General features: G+C 68.3%; 17 protein-coding genes. 13 read left to right on the forward strand and 4 right to left on the reverse strand.

The window, feature by feature from the left end; translation table 11 throughout:
- Positions 1-4 precede the first annotated feature (4 nt).
- Entirely contained in the window at positions 5-1729 is a 1725-nt protein-coding gene (locus NKJ47_RS11385; RefSeq protein WP_254458022.1) for an EAL domain-containing protein, read from the forward strand.
- A 153-nt stretch (positions 1730-1882) separates the two neighbouring features.
- Here the strand turns inward: NKJ47_RS11385 and NKJ47_RS11390 are convergent, their stop codons facing one another.
- From NKJ47_RS11390 to flgA, 4 genes are all read right to left on the reverse strand, one after another.
- Positions 1883-3103 (reverse strand): ATP-binding protein, encoded by a 1221-nt coding sequence (locus tag NKJ47_RS11390; RefSeq protein WP_429002411.1) that lies wholly within the window; start codon positions 3101-3103, stop codon positions 1883-1885.
- Between the two features lie 72 nt (positions 3104-3175).
- A complete protein-coding gene (locus NKJ47_RS11395; protein ID WP_254458023.1) occupies positions 3176-3520 on the reverse strand; it encodes a flagellar protein FlgN in 345 nt (114 codons plus the stop codon).
- Positions 3517-3834 (reverse strand): flagellar biosynthesis anti-sigma factor FlgM, encoded by a 318-nt coding sequence (flgM, locus tag NKJ47_RS11400; RefSeq protein WP_048489805.1) that lies wholly within the window; start codon positions 3832-3834, stop codon positions 3517-3519. The genes NKJ47_RS11395 and flgM overlap by 4 nt, the downstream gene beginning before the upstream one ends.
- A 66-nt stretch (positions 3835-3900) precedes the next feature.
- Positions 3901-4545, reverse strand: a complete 645-nt coding sequence (gene flgA, locus NKJ47_RS11405) for a flagellar basal body P-ring formation chaperone FlgA (protein WP_254458024.1) — start codon at positions 4543-4545, stop codon at positions 3901-3903.
- 113 nt (positions 4546-4658) lie between these two features.
- Here flgA and NKJ47_RS11410 point away from each other — a divergent pair, with 113 nt between their 5' ends.
- The 12 genes from NKJ47_RS11410 to flgL all read left to right on the forward strand — a co-directional run bounded on the left by NKJ47_RS11410 (position 4659) and on the right by flgL (position 16452).
- On the forward strand, positions 4659-5606 hold the full coding sequence (locus tag NKJ47_RS11410; RefSeq protein WP_254458025.1) for a chemotaxis protein: 948 nt from the start codon (positions 4659-4661) through the stop codon (positions 5604-5606).
- Between the two features lie 159 nt (positions 5607-5765).
- Positions 5766-6164, forward strand: coding sequence for a flagellar basal body rod protein FlgB (gene flgB / locus NKJ47_RS11415; protein WP_017908569.1), 399 nt, complete (start codon positions 5766-5768; stop codon positions 6162-6164).
- A gap of 2 nt (positions 6165-6166) precedes the next feature.
- Positions 6167-6574, forward strand: coding sequence for a flagellar basal body rod protein FlgC (gene flgC, locus NKJ47_RS11420; protein ID WP_254458026.1), 408 nt, complete (start codon positions 6167-6169; stop codon positions 6572-6574).
- Positions 6575-6615: 41 nt separating this feature from the next.
- The gene (locus NKJ47_RS11425; protein ID WP_254458027.1) at positions 6616-7290 is read left to right on the forward strand and encodes a flagellar hook capping FlgD N-terminal domain-containing protein; all 675 of its coding nucleotides are present in this window, start codon (positions 6616-6618) and stop codon (positions 7288-7290) included.
- 31 nt (positions 7291-7321) lie between these two features.
- Positions 7322-8545: a flagellar hook protein FlgE gene (gene flgE, locus NKJ47_RS11430; protein ID WP_254458028.1), complete on the forward strand. Its 1224-nt coding sequence runs from the start codon at positions 7322-7324 to the stop codon at positions 8543-8545.
- Between the two features lie 106 nt (positions 8546-8651).
- Positions 8652-9407 carry a flagellar basal body rod protein FlgF gene (locus tag NKJ47_RS11435; protein ID WP_254458029.1) on the forward strand — a complete coding sequence of 252 codons (756 nt, stop codon included), beginning with the start codon at positions 8652-8654 and terminating at the stop codon, positions 9405-9407.
- 103 nt (positions 9408-9510) lie between these two features.
- Positions 9511-10296 carry a flagellar basal-body rod protein FlgG gene (flgG, locus tag NKJ47_RS11440; RefSeq protein ID WP_254458030.1) on the forward strand — a complete coding sequence of 262 codons (786 nt, stop codon included), beginning with the start codon at positions 9511-9513 and terminating at the stop codon, positions 10294-10296.
- 23 nt (positions 10297-10319) lie between these two features.
- Entirely contained in the window at positions 10320-11021 is a 702-nt protein-coding gene (flgH, locus tag NKJ47_RS11445; RefSeq protein ID WP_254458031.1) for a flagellar basal body L-ring protein FlgH, read from the forward strand.
- A gap of 8 nt (positions 11022-11029) precedes the next feature.
- Positions 11030-12148 carry a flagellar basal body P-ring protein FlgI gene (locus tag NKJ47_RS11450; protein ID WP_019796242.1) on the forward strand — a complete coding sequence of 373 codons (1119 nt, stop codon included), beginning with the start codon at positions 11030-11032 and terminating at the stop codon, positions 12146-12148.
- A gap of 1 nt (position 12149) precedes the next feature.
- Complete coding sequence (gene flgJ / locus NKJ47_RS11455) at positions 12150-13364, forward strand: flagellar assembly peptidoglycan hydrolase FlgJ (RefSeq protein ID WP_254458032.1); 1215 nt, start codon at positions 12150-12152, stop codon at positions 13362-13364.
- 11 nt (positions 13365-13375) lie between these two features.
- Entirely contained in the window at positions 13376-15250 is a 1875-nt protein-coding gene (gene flgK, locus NKJ47_RS11460) for a flagellar hook-associated protein FlgK (protein ID WP_254458033.1), read from the forward strand.
- Positions 15247-16452 (forward strand): flagellar hook-associated protein FlgL, encoded by a 1206-nt coding sequence (flgL, locus tag NKJ47_RS11465; RefSeq protein ID WP_254458034.1) that lies wholly within the window; start codon positions 15247-15249, stop codon positions 16450-16452. Before flgK ends, flgL begins: the two co-directional genes overlap by 4 nt.
- Positions 16453-16476: the final 24 nt, after the last annotated feature.

The raw sequence follows: 16476 nt of genomic DNA on the forward strand, positions 1-16476 counted from the left end.
GCCGATGTGGAATCCCGCCAGCGCCTTGCCCATGGACGACGAACTGCCGTCGCGCCTGGGTGCGGGCCACCCTGCCCTGTCCGGCATGGTCGCCGAGGCGCTGGCCGGCGGGCCGGGCGTGATGTTGCTGCACATCGACATCGACCACTTCGCCTCGATCAACGAGAACATGAGCCCGGAGGTCGGCGACCAGGCGCTGGCGCTGCTCGCGCACCGGCTGCAGGCGCACCTGCGCGGCCGCGGCCTGTTGTGGCGCCATGGCAGCGACGAACTGGTGATGGCGGTGCCGCGCACTGCCGACGTGCCGCCGCCGGAGGCCTTCGCCGAGGAGATCCGGCAGCAGATCGAGCTGCCGCTGTCGGTGCTGCCGTACACGCTGTTCATGACCGGCAAGATTGGCGTGAGCCTGTGCCCGGAGCATTCCACGCGCCTGTCGACCCTGCTCGACTTCGCCGAGGACGCGGTCTACCAGGCCGCGCGCGAAGGCGGCAACCTGGTGCGCCTGTACGCCGCCGACGGTCCGCCCAGCGCGCACAGCGAAAGCATCATCTCGCGGCAGATCGTCGACGCCATTCCCAACGGCGAACTGCGCCTGCGCTACCAGCCGATGGTCAGCGCCCGCGACGGCCGCGTGGTCGGCATGGAATCGCTGCTGCGCTGGCAGTCGCCGACCCTGGGCATCCTGGTGCCGGAGCGCTTCATGCGCACCGCCGAGCGCCTGGGCGTGATCGTGCAGATCGGCACCTGGGTGATGGAAGGCGCGCTGCGCCAGGCGCGGCTGTGGCGCGACCAGGGCTTCGACGACTTCACCATCGCGGTCAACGTGTCCACCCTGCAACTGCTGCGCCCGACCTTCTTCAACGAGGTGATGTCGGCGCTGCAGGCGGCCGGGGTGCCGCCGCAGATGATGGTGCTGGAGATCAACGAGAGCGCGCTGACCAACAACGTCAACTTCGTCCACGAAACCCTGGCCAACCTGTGCCGCGAAGGCATCAGCCTGAGCCTGGACAATTTCGGCACCGGCGATTCCAGTCTCAGCGCGCTGGTGCGCTACCCGGTGGACAAGCTGAAGATCGACCGCAGCTTCATCAAGAGCGCGCCGGCCGGCAACCGCGAGGCGGCGATCGCCCGCGCGATCATCGCCATGGGTCACCAGCTGGGCATGGTGGTGATCGCCAACGGCGTCGAATCGCAGGCGCAGCTGGGCTTCCTGCGCCGCAACGACTGCGACATCTTCCAGGGCTACCTGTTCGGCGAACCGATGTCCGCCGAAGCGGCGGGCATGGCCCTGCGGCGGCGCTACCTGCGCCCGGAATCGTTCACCGAGACCCGCCCGGACCGCACCCTGCTGCTGCTCGACGACGAAGAGAACGTACTGCGCTCGTTGGTGCGCCTGTTCCGCCGCGACGGCTACCGCATCCTCGCCGCCGGCAACGTCCGCGACGCCTTCGACCTGCTCGCCACCAACGACGTGCAGGTGATCCTGTCCGACCAGCGCATGTCCGACATGAGCGGCACCGAGTTCCTGGGCCGGGTGAAGATGCTCTACCCCGACACCATCCGCCTGGTCCTGTCCGGCTACACCGACCTGGCCACCGTCACCGACGCGATCAACCGCGGCGCGATCTACCGCTTCCTGACCAAGCCCTGGAACGACGACGAACTCCGCGAGCACATCCGCCAGGCCTTCCGCACCCACGACGAACAGCGGCGGGATGCGGGGCCCTGAAAAGCCGGGAATGGGGAATCGGGAATGGGAAAAGCCGCATCGCGGCTTTTCTTTTTTCAGGTCAGGTCAATGTGGCGATATCGGCGGCACCGAAGCCAATAGCGGCAGCGCTCCCGCTTTTCCGATTCCCCATTCCCGATTCCCCATTCCCAGCTACTTCGGCTGCCTCACCGGAATCACGATCCGGAACGTGGAGCCGTCGCCGACGGTGCTGCTCACGTCGATGCGGCCGTGGTGCTTGTTGATGATGCCGTAGGAGATCGACAGGCCCAGGCCGGTGCCGCTGCCGACCGGCTTGGTGGTGAAGAACGGGTCGAAGATGCGCTGCAGCAGGTCCGCCGGAATGCCGGCGCCAGAGTCCTTGAACTCGATCCACACCTCTTCGCCGTCCTGGCCGGTGCTGACCACGATGGTGCCGCGCTCGCCGATCGCCTGGCCGGCGTTGAGCAGCAGGTTCATGTACACCTGGTTGAGCTCGGACGGCAGGCACTCCACCAGCGGCAGGTTGCCGTAGTGGCGCTCCAGGGTGACCTTGTACTTGAGCTCGTTCCAGATGATGTTGATCGTGGATTCCAGGCCCGAGTGCAGGTCCACCAGCTTCCACGACTCCTCGCGGCCGGAATAGGAGAAATCCTTGAGGTCGCGGACGATGCGGGTGACCCGTTCGATGCCTTCGCGCGACTCGGCCATCAACTGCGGCAGGTCGCGGCTGATGAAGTCGATGTCGAAGCGGTTGCGGATGTCGTCGATCTCCGGGATCAGCGCCTTCGGATCCGGCGCGCGCAGGGCGCGCTCATAGGCCTCGATCAGGGTGAACAGGCTGCGCAGGTATTCCTGCAGGCTGCCCAGGTTGGAATGGACGTAGCCGATGGGGTTGTTGATCTCGTGGGCGACGCCGGCGGCGAGTTGGCCGATGGAGGCCATCTTCTCCGACTGCAGCAGTTTTTCCTGGGCGCCGTTGAGGCGCAGGTAGGCCTGGCGCAGTTCGGCGTGGCGCTGCTGCAGCTCCTGTTCGTAGTCCTGCTGGCCTTCGATGCCCTGGATCAGCATCAGGTAATGGCCGCCGGCCGCGTCGGCATGGAAGTACAGATGGGCCAGCACCACGTGCTGCTCGGTCGGCAGGCTGCCGCTCCAGCGGCCGCTGCCGCGCGCCTGCGACAGCGCATCGCCCGGCAGCCACTGCGCCAGATGCGAACCCAACGCGCCGGCATCGGCACTGGAGAGATGGCGGCGCGCGGCGCGGTTGGCCAGCAGCAACTGGCCATCGGCGCGGAACAGCACCACGCCTTCGTACAACAGTTCGCTCAGGGCGAGCAGGCTCTCGCGTGGAGGCAGGGCAAGCGGTGCGTTGGGATTGATTTCGGCGAAATTCACGACAGGCGACGGGCGATCGATGGACGCCCAATATACGCCGTTGCCGCCGGCGGATGCGCGCCGCGCTGCGGCTTACGCGATCGCCAGGGGACGCTGAGCGAGCGGCGTGCTGGATTCGCCGTTGGCGTCGTAGGACGACGCGCTCTCGCTGCGGCCGAGGTGGCGCAGCGCCCAATTGACCTCGCGCCGGCGCCGCGACAGCAGCGCGCCGTTGGCGCGGTTGGCGTCGGCCAGCTCGCGCAGGCGCAGTTCGGCTTCGGCGCCGGCGGGCACGTCGGCCTCCAGTGCGCGCAATGCCGCCAGCTTGGCGCTGGTCGCCTGCATGAGGCCTTCCACGTTGTGATCCAACAACGCCTGGCGCTCGCCGGCGAGCGCGTCGCTGAGCTGCTGCAGGGGGTTGGTCACGAGCGTGTTCATGCGCCGAGTTGCCGATCCATGTCGATCATGCGGCTGGCGATCGCGTCGGGGTTGATCTTGTAGCTGCCGTTCTGCAGTGCCGAGCGCACCGCATCGACGCGGCTGCTGTCCACCGCCGGAGCGGCCGAGAGCTGGCGTTGCAGGGTCTGCAGGCCGGACGCCTCGCCGGTCAGGCGCAGGCTGTCGGTAGCAGCCGCCGCACCGACCGCACGATCCTTGCCTTCCTCGGACGCGCCGGAGGCGGCCTTGGTCGAGACGGACGACGTGCGAAGGGTGGCCGGGCTCGGCAAACTCCCTTCAATTTTCTGGGTCATGACGGACATCCTGTTACGGGTTCGGGGTAAGTAACGGCACAGCGTCGGAGAACTTTAGCCAGGATCTCATCGCGTCACTAAAACGTCGCCATTTTGTGACACAATTCCCTGAACGATGCGCTTGGACGACAGGTTTTCGACGGTCACCCGCTCGTTTTCGCCCGCATCGCCCAGTGCGCGCCCGGACATGCGCACTTCCAGACCGCCGCTGCGCGCCACCAGCGCCACATTGTCGCCGCGCCGGACCAGCCGCGGCGCGACCAGATCGGTGGCCGACAACAAGGTGCCGGCCGGCAGGGTCCGCCGCACCACCTTGCCGATCGCCGCCTCCGGTTCGGTCATCGCGGCGCCGACGATGCGCGCCGCGTCGCGCTTCTCGGGAACGATATCGGCCGCGCCGATGGTTTCTCCAGCGGACAGGCCGCGCGCCAGCACCAGGACGTGCTGCATGCGCCGCACCTTGACCGGCACGAACAGCCGCCAGCCGGTCTCGCGCGGGCAGCTCACTTCCACGGTCGTGGTGCCGGTCGGCTGCGCCTGCAACGGCACCGGGCACAGCGGCACCCGCACCGAGGGGTCCAGGGTTGCCTCGGCATCGGCGTCGGCCCCGGCCAGCGACAGCGCCGCGGCCCGGATCGAGTCCACCGGCTGGAAGTCCGCGGCCCAGGCCGGCGTCGCCGCCAGCAGGACCAGCAATAGGATCGGGCGCATCGCCGTCTCTCTGGGAAAGGTCGCCGGCACCATGCAAAGGCCGTGCCGCAAACCGCACACCCGATCCGGACCGCGCCCTCAAGTTCCACCGCGACGGCGCCGATATGAACGCCATGAGTCATGACCTTCTCAACCGAATCGACCAGCGCACCCGCTTGGCGGGCCACAACCGGCTCGCCCTGCTGCTGTTCCGGCTGGGCGGTCGTCAGCTTTTTGGCGTGAACGTCTTCAAGGTGCAGGAAGTGCTGCGCCGGCCGGAGCTGTTCCAGGTGCCGGGGCTGCCGCTGCAATTCTCCGGCGTCGCCGACGTGCGCGGGCGCTCGGTGCCGGTGCTCGACCTGGGCCTGGCCATCGGCCACCCGGAGCGCGAGCCCAACGCCGACACGGCGCCAGGCTATCTGGTGGTGACCGAGTTCAACCGTTCGGTGCAGGGCTTCCTGGTCAGCGGCGTGGAACGCATCGTCAACATCGCGGTGGAGGACATCCACCCGCCGCCGGAACTGGGCGCCGAGTCCAGCTACCTGACCGCGGTGACCCGCTTCCAGGGCGAGCTGATCCAGGTGATCGACGTGGAAAGCGTGCTGGCCGACATCGCCCAGACCCGGGTCGAGGCCAACCTGGATCCATCGCTGGCGCTCACCGGCCCGCAGTTGCAGGTGCTGGTGGTCGACGACTCGCGCGTGGCGCGGCAGCAGATCCGCAGCGTGCTGGACCAGCTCGGAGTCGCCGCGACCCTGCTCTCGGACGGCCGCCAGGCCCTGGACCATCTCTTGCAGATCCACGCCGCCGGCGAGAACCCGGCCGAACGCTACGCCATGGTCATCTCGGACATCGAGATGCCGGCGATGGACGGCTATACGCTGACGACGGAAATCCGCCGCCACCCCGGCCTGTCCGGCCTGTACGTGCTGTTGCACACCTCGCTGTCGGGCGTGTTCAACAATGCGATGGTCGAGCGCGTGGGCGCCAATGCCTTCGTCGCCAAGTATAGCCCCACCGAGCTGGCCGAGTACGTGCTGACCCGGCTGCGGGTCGTGGCCGCGGCCGCGCAGGCGGCCTGACCCAGGCGCCGCGGCCCGCCGCACGGTCGGCCTGGCGCCTAATGGATACCGCGGACGCTGCCGGCGTCCGGTGGCCGATCAGCTGATTTCCCGGGCCCCGCGCCCGGCTTTGGCACGCGCCTTGCCTGTGGTTTCGGCAACGAACCGCGGGATCGTGCCATGTCCAATCCGATCACAGCCTACTTCGGCGTCCACGGCGACGCCCTGCCGCTGCGCGAGCAGCGCATGAAACTGATCGCCAGCAACCTCAGCAACGTCGACACGCCCGGGTACAAGGCCCAGGACCTGGATTTCGACGCGGCCATGCGTGCCGCGCAGGGACAGCGCGAAGGCACCCAGCTGGCGGTCGACGACAGCCGCCACATCGCGGTCGGCGGCGATGGCCTGAACCCGTTCCAGATCACCCGTGCCGCCAGCCAGCCCAGCATGGACGGCAACACCGTCGATCCGGACGCCGAACGCGCCGCCTACGGCCGCGCCGCGCTGGAGTACCGCGCCTCGCTGAGCTTCCTCGAATCCAAGGTGCGCAGCATGCTCACCGCGATCACGGGCCAATAAGCATGAGCAACCTGCCGATCTTCGACGTCGCCGGCTCCGCGCTGCAGGCGCAGTCGGTGCGCATGAGCACCATCGCCAGCAACCTGTCCAACGCCGATTCGGTGGCCGGTTCGGCGGAGGCGGCCTACAAGCCGATCGAGCCGATCTTCCAAGCGGTGCGCAACCCGCACGACAGCAGCCTGACCTCGGTCAACGTCAAGGAAATCGCCCAGACCAACGCGCCGCCGATCAAGCGCTACGAACCCGGCCATCCGCTCGCCGACGCCGACGGCTACATCTATTCGCCCGATGTGGACCCGGTCTCGCAGATGGTCAACCTGATCTCCGCCTCGCGCAATTACCAGGCCGGCGTGGAGGTCCTCAATACCGCCAAGGAACTGGCGCTGGCCACCTTGACCATGGGCCGCTGAGCCGCCCTCCTTCCGCCGCGTCACGTCCCAGGATCGCTTCCATGACCAGCGTCACCACCTCCACCGATGCCTATTCCAGCCTGGGCCTGACCGCCTCGGGCAACACCAACACGACCAAGAACAAGGCGCTGCAGCAGGCCGACTTCCTGAAGCTGATGACCGAGCAATTGCAGCACCAGGACCCGCTCAAGCCGATGGACAACAGCCAGATGGTCGCGCAGATGGCGCAGCTGTCCACCGTGCAGGGCATCGGCGACCTCAACAAGACCGTCACCGCGCTGTCGGCGTCGATGAGCACCGACCAGGTGCTGCGCGGCGCCAACCTGATCGGGCACAAGGTGCTGGTGCCGTCGGCGACGCTGCCGCTGGCCGCCGAAGGCAGCACCGGCGGCCTGGTCGCGGCCAAGGCCGCGGGCGTGGTCGACGTCACCGTCAGCGATGCCAACGGGCAACCGATCAAGAAGATCAGCCTGACCACCGACAAGGCCGGCCAGCTCGATTTCGCCTGGGACGGCACCGACGCCAGCGGCAAGCGCATGCCCGCCGGCAGCTACAGCATCACCGCTGGGCAGACCGATGCCCAGGGCAACCAACTGTCCCTGTCCACGTACGTCCAGGCGCCGGTCGAGAGCGCCATCATCGGGTCGGACGGCATCTATCTCGATCTGACCGGGCTCGGCACCACGCCGCTGACCAACGTCCTCCGCGTCAGCTAACGCCACGCCCGACAATCCTCAGGAGTCCACCATGGGTTTCAATACATCGCTGTCCGGCCTCAGGGCGGCCAATACCGACCTCAACGTCACCGCCAACAACATCGCCAACGCCAACACCACCGGCTTCAAGGGCTCGCGCGCCGAGTTCGCCGACCAGTTCACGCTCAATGGCTACGGCCTGGCGCGCAACGCGGTGGGGTCGGGCGTACGCGTCAGCAACGTCGCCCAGCAGTTCTCGCAGGGCACCATCGATCCGACCGGGCGCAGCCTGGACCTGGCCATCTCCGGCTCCGGCTTCTTCACCCTGTCCAACAACGGCGCCCGCGTGTACTCGCGCGCCGGCAACTTCCAGACCGACGCCAACGGCTATGTGGTCAATCCGCAGGGCGCGCGCCTGCAGGTGTTCCCGCCGGCGAGCAACGGCAACGGCTTCGCGGTCGGCACCCTGAGCGACCTGCAACTGCTGACCACCGACAGCCCGCCCAAGCAGACCGGCACGGTCAACCTGACCTTTACCCTGCCCGGCAACACCCAGCCGCCGACGGTGACCACGTTCAATCCGAACGACGCCAACAGCTACAACAACTCCAGCGGCGGCACCACGGTGTACGACTCGCTGGGCGTGGCGCACGTGCAGACCTCGTACTTCGTCAAGACCTCCACGCCCAACCAGTGGACCGTCTACAACTACGTGGACGGCGTGGCCGCCGGCGGCGCCAGCACGCTGCAGTTCTCCAACAGCGGCGCGCTGGTCAGCCCGGCCGACGGCAATATCCCGCTGGGCTCCTTCACCCCCGCCACGGGCGCCGGCACCCTGTCGCTGACCTTGAACGTGTTCGGTTCGACCCAGTACGGCGAAGCCTTCGCGCTGCGCGGCGCGACCCAGGACGGCTACGCCAGCGGCAAGCTCAACTCGATCAGCATCGACGAGAAAGGCATCGTCTACGCGCGCTACTCCAACAACGCGGACAAGGCGCTGGGCCAGATCGCGGTGACCAACTTCGTCAATCCGCAGGGCCTGAGTTCGCTCGGCGACAACGCCTGGGCGGAAAGCTCGGCGTCCGGCATCGCCCGCACCGGCTCGCCGGCGACCTCGGATTTCGGCAGCGTGCAGTCCGGCTCGCTGGAATCCTCCACCGTCGACCTGACCGAGCAACTGGTCAACATGATCGTGGCGCAGCGCAACTTCCAGGCCAACTCGCAGGTGATCTCGACCCAGGATCAGGTCACGCAGACGATCATCAATATGCGTTGACGACCGCAGGGAATCGGGAACGGGGAATCGGGAATCGTGAACGCGGTTCCCGCCACCGAACGCCCGCTTTCCTCCATTCCCGATTCCCCATTCCCGGTTCCCTCCAATGGACAAAGCCCTCTACGTCGCCATGACCGGCGCCCGCGCGTCGCTGCAGGCGCAGGCCACCGTGTCGCACAACCTGGCCAACGTCGAGACCTCCGGGTTCAAGGCGGCGCTGGCCAATACCGAGGCCTATCGGATTCCCGGCGCCGGTTATCCGTCGCGGATCGATGCGGTGCATATCGACCAGGGCTTCAACCGCGACGTCGGCGCGCAGCACCTGACCGGCAATCCGCTGGATGTGTCGCTGGATGCCGATCGCTGGCTGGCGGTGCAGTCCGCCGACGGCAAGGAGGCCTACACGCGCGGCGGCGAATTGGCGCTGACCCCGAACGGCCAGTTGGTCACCGCCAGCGGCCATGCGGTGCTCGATGACCAGGGCAATCCGGTGGCGATTCCGCCGCACCAGTCGCTGGAAATCGGCAACGACGGCACCGTGTCGATCGTGCCGCTGGGCGAAGCCCCCACCGCGATGAACACCATCGCCACCCTCAAGGTGGTGCAGGCGCCGGCGGACCAGCTCACCCGCCGCCCCGACGGCCTGATGCGCAACGTCAGCGACGATCCGGCCAAGGCCTTCGCGCTCGCCACCGGCAATTCGCTGCGGACCGGCGTGCTCGAGAGCAGCAATGTCGATGCCGCCGGCGCGCTGGTGCAGATGATCCAGTTGCAGCGCCAGTTCGAAATGCAGGTGAAGGTCATCAAGAACGGCGACGAGAACGCGCAGTCGGCCAACACGCTGTTGCGCCTGAACGGCTAAGGCGCGCCGCGGCGCCCGCAGGCGCCGGTTTGGCACGGCACATGCATCAGTCCCTGCGCCCCCGGCGCGTCGTGCCGGGGCCACCATCAGAGGAATTCGGGTCATGAATCAGGCTTTGTGGGTCGCCAAGACCGGACTGGATGCGCAGCAGACGCGCATGTCGGTCGTCTCCAACAACCTGGCCAACACCAACACCACCGGCTTCAAGCGCGACCGCGCCAACTTCGAGGACCTGCTGTACCAACAGCTGCGGCAGCCCGGTGGTGCCAGCTCCTCGCAGACGCAGTTGCCCTCCGGCCTGCAGGTGGGTACCGGCGTGCGCGTGGTCGCCACCGCCAAGGATTTCGAGCAGGGCAGCCAGCAGCAGACCGACCGCGCCCTGGACGTGATGGTCAACGGCCGCGGCTTCTTCGAAGTGCAGATGCCGGACGGCACCTCGGCCTACACCCGCGACGGCAGCTTCCAGATCAACGCGCAGGGCGAGCTGGTCACCAACAGCGGCTACCCGATCCAGCCGGGCATCCAGATTCCGGAAGGCGCGCAGTCGGTGACCATCGGCGCCGACGGCACGGTGAGCGTGCAGATCGCCGGGACCGCCGCGGCGCTGCAGGTCGGCGCGCTGACCCTGACCGACTTCATCAATCCCTCGGGCCTGCAGGCCCAGGGCCAGAACCTGTACGTGGAAACCGCCGCCTCCGGCCCGGCGACGAACGGCACGCCCGGCCTCAACGGCCTCGGCAAGATCGCGCAGGGCGCGCTGGAAGGCAGCAACGTCAATGTGGTGGAAGAGCTGGTGAGCATGATCGAGACCCAGCGCGCCTACGAGATGAACGCCAAGGCCATCTCCACCACCGACTCCATGCTCGGCTATCTGAACAACAACGTCTGATCCCTTCGCCTCCGGAATCCGCCATGTCGCGCCTGTCCTCCCTCTCCTTCTCCGCCGCGCTGTTGCTGCCGGTCCTGCTCGGCGGTTGCGCCGGCCTGGGCGTGGCCGCCGGCGACGTGCGTCCGTACGCGCCGATGGCGCCGATCGTGCCGGTGATGGCGCCGCAGGCGCAGCCCACCGCCGGTGCGATCTACGCCGCCGGCCCCGGCCTGCAGCTGTATTCGGACCGCCGCGCCCGCGACGTCGGCGACCTGCTGACCATCACCCTGGTCGAAAGCACCGCCGCCAGCAGCACCGCCAACACCAGCATCAGCAAGAAGGACGCGGTGACCATGGCCACGCCGACCCTGCTCGGCGCGCCGCTGACCGTCAACGGCACCAACATCCTCAACAACGCCACCAGCGGCGACCGCAGCTTCGCCGGCAAGGGCAACACCGCGCAGAGCAACACCATGCAGGGCAGCATCACCGTGACCGTGATGCAGCGCCTGCCCAATGGCAACCTGGTGATCCAGGGCCAGAAGAACCTGCGCCTGAACCAGGGCGACGAGCTGGTGCAGGTGCAGGGCGTGGTCCGCGCCGCCGACATCGCCCCGGACAACACCATTCCCTCCAGCAAGGTGGCCGAAGCGCGGATCGCCTACGGCGGCCGCGGCGCGGTCGCGCAGTCCAACGCGATGGGCTGGCTGAGCCGCTTCTTCAACTCGCGCATCTCGCCGTACTGAGGCCCGCCATGAATCTCCTGTCCCTGCCCTGCCGCCTGCTTGCCGCCGTCGCCCTGTGCGCCGGCCTGGCCGCGCCGGCCGCGGCCGAACGCATCAAGGACCTGGCCCAGGTCGGCGGCGTGCGCAACAACGCGCTGGTCGGCTACGGCCTGGTGGTCGGCCTGGACGGCAGCGGCGATCGCACCAGCCAGGCGCCCTTCACCGTGCAGAGCCTGAAGAACATGCTCGGCGAGCTGGGCGTCAACGTGCCGGCCAACGTCAATCCGCAGCTGAAGAACGTGGCCGCGGTGGCGATCAGTGCGCAGTTGCCGGCGTTCGCCAAGCCGGGCCAGACCATCGACATCACCGTCTCCTCGATCGGCAACGCGATCTCGCTGCGTGGCGGCACGCTGCTGATGGCGCCGCTGAAAGGTGCCGATGGTCAGGTCTATGCAGTCGCGCAGGGCAACCTGGTGGTCGGCGGCTTCGGCGCGCAGGGCAAGGACGGTTCGCGGATCTCGGTGAACGTGCCCAGCGTCGGCCTGATCCCCAATGGCGCGACGGTGGAACGTGCGCTGCCGGACGTGTTCGGCAACACCGGCGAGATCACCCTGAACCTGCACCAGCCCGATTTCACCACCGTCTCGCGCATGGTCTCGGCGCTGGAAAGCACCTTCGGCCCGGGCAGCGCGCACGCGGTGGACGGCTCCACCGTGGCGGTGCGTTCGCCCACCGACCAGAGCGCGCGGATCGGCCTGCTGGCGCGCATCGAGAACGTCGAGCTGTCGCCGGGCGCGGCGCCGGCCAAGGTGGTGGTCAACGCCCGCACCGGCACGGTGGTGATCGGCTCGCAGGTGCGGGTCAGCCCGGCGGCGATCTCGCACGGCTCGCTGACGGTGACCATCAGCGAAGGCACCCAGGTCAGCCAGCCCAATGCGCTGAGCGGCGGCCAGACCGTGGCCACGCCCAAGTCCACCATCACCGCCACCAACGAAGGCAGCCGCATGTTCAAGTTCGAGGGCGGCACCTCGCTGGATCAGATCGTGCGGGCGGTCAACGAGGTCGGCGCCGCGCCTGGCGACCTGATCGCGATTCTGGAAGCGCTCAAGCAGGCCGGTGCCCTGAGCGCGGAGCTAGAGGTGATCTGACATGCGTATTTCGGCCGCTCCCTTCGATCTGCACGCCTCTACCCAGAACGATCCGGCCAAGATCGACAAGGTCTCGCGCCAGCTCGAAGGGCAGTTCGCCAACATGCTGGTCAAGAGCATGCGCGAGGCCAGCTTCGGTAACTCGCTATTCCCGGGCGAGAACCAGACCTTCCGCGACATGTACGACCAGCAGCTGGCCAAGGGCCTGACCGACGGCAAGGGGCTGGGCCTGGCGGCAATGATCGCCAAGCAGCTCGGCGGCGGGCAGCCGGCGGCGAGCGAGACGCCCAACACCGCGCTGGGCGCAGCCAAGGCGGCCAAGGCCTACTCGCTGGTGTCCGGCCAGTCCGGCAACGGCCCGATGCCGCTGCAGGGCGAGGCCGCGCTCGGCGCCGGTGCCGCGGCCGGCGCCGGCGTCGGCCCGTGGAGCAGCGCCGATGGCGCGGCCCCGCAGCACCAGGTCGACCAGGTGCTGGACATGATCGCCGGCCGCGAGAGCAGCGCCCTGCACCAGGCCATCGGCAGCAGCCCGGCCGACGGCAGCGCCGGCCTGTCCTGGGCCGGCGCCGACGACCGCTGGTCGAACCTGCAGGCGGCCGCCGACAGCGGCAGCGCCATCGATCCCAGCGCCGCGGCGGCCGCCAATGCCGCCGCGGCCAGCCTCGGCGAGCGCACCCCGGAAGGCTTCGTCGCCAAGATCTGGAACCATGCGCAGAAGGCCGCGCAGGAACTGGGCGTGGACGCGCGCGCCCTGGTTGCGCAGGCCGCGCTGGAAACCGGCTGGGGCCGCCGCGGCATCTCCCGCGGCGACGGTGCCAGTTCCAACAACCTGTTCGGGATCAAGGCCACCGGCTGGAGCGGCGAGCGCGTGACCACCGGCACCCACGAGTACGTGGACGGGGTCAAGCAGTCGCAGACCGCCGATTTCCGCGCCTATTCCTCGCCGGCGGAGAGCTTCGCCGACTACGTGCGCTTGCTGAAGACCAATCCGCGCTACCAGCAGGCGCTGAAGGCCGGCACCGACATCCGCGGCTTCGCCCAGGGCCTGCAGCGCGCCGGCTACGCCACCGACCCGGCCTATGCGGCCAAGATCGCCGCCATCGCCGGCGGCCCGACCATCGGCCGCGCGGTCGCCGCGATCGGCAGCGCCGCCGCCGGCGGCATCGAACGCGTGCTGGCCAGCACCGTCGATTCGTCCGGCCTCGTGCGCCGCTGAGGTAGCCGCCCATGTCCATCCTCTCCACCGGTACCGGCGCCCTGCTCGCCTTCCAGCGGGCCCTGTCCACGGTCAGCCACAACGTCGCCAACATCAACACCGACGGCTACAGCCGGCAGCGGACGACGTTCGCGACCACGGTCCCCAGCCAGTACGGCAGCCAGTTCATCGGCAACGGTACCCAGATCAACGACATCTCCCGCGTCGCCGACCAACTGGCGATCTCGCGCCTGTTCGACAGCACCGGCGAAGTCGCGCGGCTGAAGCAGTTGTCCAGCCTGTCCAGCCGCGTGGACGGGCTGTTCTCGGACAAGGCCACCAGCCTCGCCGGGCAGTGGTCGAACTTCTTCGACGCCACCACCGGCCTGTCCTCCAACGCCTCGGCCAGCGCCAACCGGCAGAACCTGCTGGACGCCGGCAATTCGCTGGTCACCCGCTTCAAGCAGCTCAACGGCCAGCTCGATTCGCTGAGCAGCGAGGTCAACAACGGCCTGCTGGCCGGCACCGCCGAAGCCAACCGCCTGGCCACCGAGATCGCCAAGCTCAATGGCCAGATCGGCTCCAACGCCAACGCCGCCGCGCCGGACCTGCTCGATCGCCGCGACCAGATGATCAGCCAGCTCATCGGCTACACCGGCGGCAGCGTCATCCAGCAGGACGGCGGGATGATGAACGTCTATACCTCCGGCGGCCAGGCGATGGTGGTGGGCACCAACGCCTCGACGCTGGTGGCCAGTCCCGACCCCTACCAGCCGGAGCGGCTGCAGATCGCGGTGAAGACCCAGGGCGGCTCGACCCCGCTGAGCGAAAAGGCGCTGGGCGGGCAGATCGGCGGCTTCCTGGAGTTCCGCAGCACCGTCCTGGATCCGACCAAGGCCGAACTCGGCCGCATCGCCACCGGCCTGGCCAGCACCTATAACCAGCAGCACCACGCCGGCATGGACCTGTATGGGCAGATGGGCGGGGATTTCTTCAATCTGCCGCCGCCGACCGTGGACGGCAACAGCGCCAACACCGGCACGGCGGCGTTCACCGCCAGCGTCAGCGACCTGAGCAAGCTCGACGGGCAGAACCTGCTGCTGACCTACAACGGCACGAGCTGGAACGCCAGCCGCGCCGACACCGGCGCCAGCGTCCCGATGAGCGGGTCCGGCACCAGTACCGACCCGTTCGTGGTCAACGGCGTGACCCTGCAGGTATCCGGCACCGCCGCCAGTGGCGACAAGTTCCTGCTGCAGCCCACCGCCAACACCATCAGCAAGCTGTCGGTCGCCATCAGCGACCCCTCGCGCATCGCCGCGGCGACGCCGATCCAGGCCAGCGCCACGCTGAACAACCTGGGCACCGGCAAGGTCAGCAACGTCACCGCGACCGACGCCAGCAACGCCAACCTGCTGACGCCGGCGAACATCGCCTTCATCGATTCCACGCATTACTCGATCAACGGCGGCGCGCCGCAGACCTACACCGCCGGGCAGACCATCAGCGCCAACGGCTGGAGCCTGACCATGGACGGCGTGCCGTCCGCCGGCGACAGCTTCGCGGTGGGTCCCACCGGGGTCGGCTCGAGCAACAACGGCAATGCCCTGCTGCTGTCCAACCTGGACGATGCCAAGGCCTTCAACGGCGGCACCATCACCCTCAACGGCGCGGTGGCCGGCCTGACCACCACGATCGGCTCGTCGGCACGCCAGGCCAAGTACGCGGCCGACGCGCAGGACGTGATCCAGAGCAGCGCCCAGGATGCGCGCGACTCGCTGTCCGGCGTCAATCTCGACGAGGAAGCGGCGGACATGCTGCGGCTGCAGCAGGCCTACCAGGCGGCCTCGCGCCTGATCTCCACCGCCGACACCCTGTTCCAGTCCATCCTGAGCGCGGTCCGATGAGCAATCGCATCTCCAGCGGCATGATCTTCAATCAGTCGCTCAACACCATGCTCGGCAAGCAGGCGACGATCTCGCACCTGCAGCAGCAACTCTCCACCGGCCAGCGCCTGGTCAGTGCGGCCGACGACCCGGTCGCCGCCGGCACCGCGGTCAGCCTGGATCGCACCGTGGCCGCGCTGGCCCGCTTCGGCGACAACGCCACCAACGTGCAGAACCGGCTCAACCTGCAAGAGAACTCGCTGTCGCAGGCCGGCGACCTGATGGCGCGGGTCAAGGATCTGGCGGTGGAAGCCAATAGTTCGGCGCTCACCACCCCCGACCGCAAGGCCATCGCCGCCGAGCTGAAGACCCTGCACGACAGCCTGCTGAGCCTGTCCAACAGCACCGATGGCTCCGGCCGCTACCTGTTCGGCGGCACCGCCGACGACGCGGCGCCCTTCGCCGTGGTCTCCGGCAACGTGGTCTACAGCGGCAACCAGACCCAGCGCAGCGTGGAAGTGGCGCCGGACACCAAGGTCTCCGACACCCTGCCCGGCAGCGAAATCTTCATGCGCGTGCCCACCGGCGACGGCACCGTCGACGCGCATGCGGCCGCCGGCAACACCGGCACCGGCCTGCTGCTGGACTTCAGCCGCGACAGCTCCGGCAGCGCCTGGAACGGCGGCAGCTACAGCGTGGTGTTCACTGCCGCCACCACCTACGAGGTGCGCGACAGCAGCGGCACGGTGGTCAACACCGGTACCTACGCCGCCGGAGAGAGCATCGGCCTGCCCGGCCTGAAGATGCGCGTGGACGGCGCCCCCGCGGCCGGCGACAGCTTCCAGATCGGTCCATCGACCACCAAGGACGTGTTCTCCACCATCAGCAACCTGGTCAACCTGCTCAATACCGATCCGATCACCCCGACGGCCAAGGCGGCGCTGCAGAACGGACTGCAATCGTCGATGCGCGACATCACCCAGGCCTCGTCGAAGATGATCGACGCGCGCGCCGCCGGCGGCGCCCAGCTCGCGGCCATCGACAACGCCACCGACCTGCGCGAAGCCAACAACGTGACCCTGAAGACCACCCTGTCCTCGCTGCGCGACCTCGACTACGCCCAGGCGATTTCCCAGTACCAACTGGAACAGTCGGCGCTGAAAGCGGCACAGACCATCTTCACCCAGATGCAGAAGATGTCGCTGTTCGACCGGCTCGGCTAAACAGCCGATATACCGGATATACCA

Source organism: Xanthomonas sacchari, from assembly GCF_024266585.1.
In the GTDB taxonomy this organism is placed as follows: Bacteria; Pseudomonadota; Gammaproteobacteria; order Xanthomonadales; family Xanthomonadaceae; genus Xanthomonas_A; species Xanthomonas_A sacchari_C.